The 433-nt window shown below is 34.6% G+C and carries 1 protein-coding gene; it reads right to left on the bottom strand.

Translation table 11 applies throughout. The annotated features are described in order from the left end of the window. Positions 1-433: methyl-accepting chemotaxis protein (locus tag CRV01_RS12925; RefSeq protein ID WP_258238418.1), on the bottom strand; the 433-nt coding region annotated here is incomplete at both ends.

Consider the following 433-nt stretch of genomic DNA (forward strand, 5'->3'; position numbering starts at 1 on the left):
AATCCTTTTCCTGCTTCACCTGCTGTTGCTGCTTCTACTGCTGCATTTAAAGATAATATATTTGTTTGGAAGGCTATTTGGTCTATTACTGTAATTGCTTCATTTATTGAGCTTACTTTATCATTTATTTCATCCATTGAGCTTGCTGTTTTACTTGCAAGGTCTTCACCTGTTGATACTGAGCTTCTTACTGTTTTTCCTAATTCTGCCATTTTTGTTGCATTTTCTGCATTATTTCTTGTTATTGAAGTAATCTCTTCTAATGCTGCTGCTGTTTGTTCTAAGCTTGCTGCTTGTTCATTTGCTTTTGCTGCTAAGTTATTCATTGATGCTGTCATTGTTGCTGAGTTATTTTGCAATGTTTGTCCATTATTTAGGTTCGCTTTTGCGTTACTTCCTAAGGCTTCTCCTAACTTATTTATACTTTGCATTA

It is taken from the genome of Arcobacter sp. CECT 8983 (assembly GCF_004118855.1).
GTDB lineage: Bacteria > Campylobacterota > Campylobacteria > Campylobacterales > Arcobacteraceae > Halarcobacter.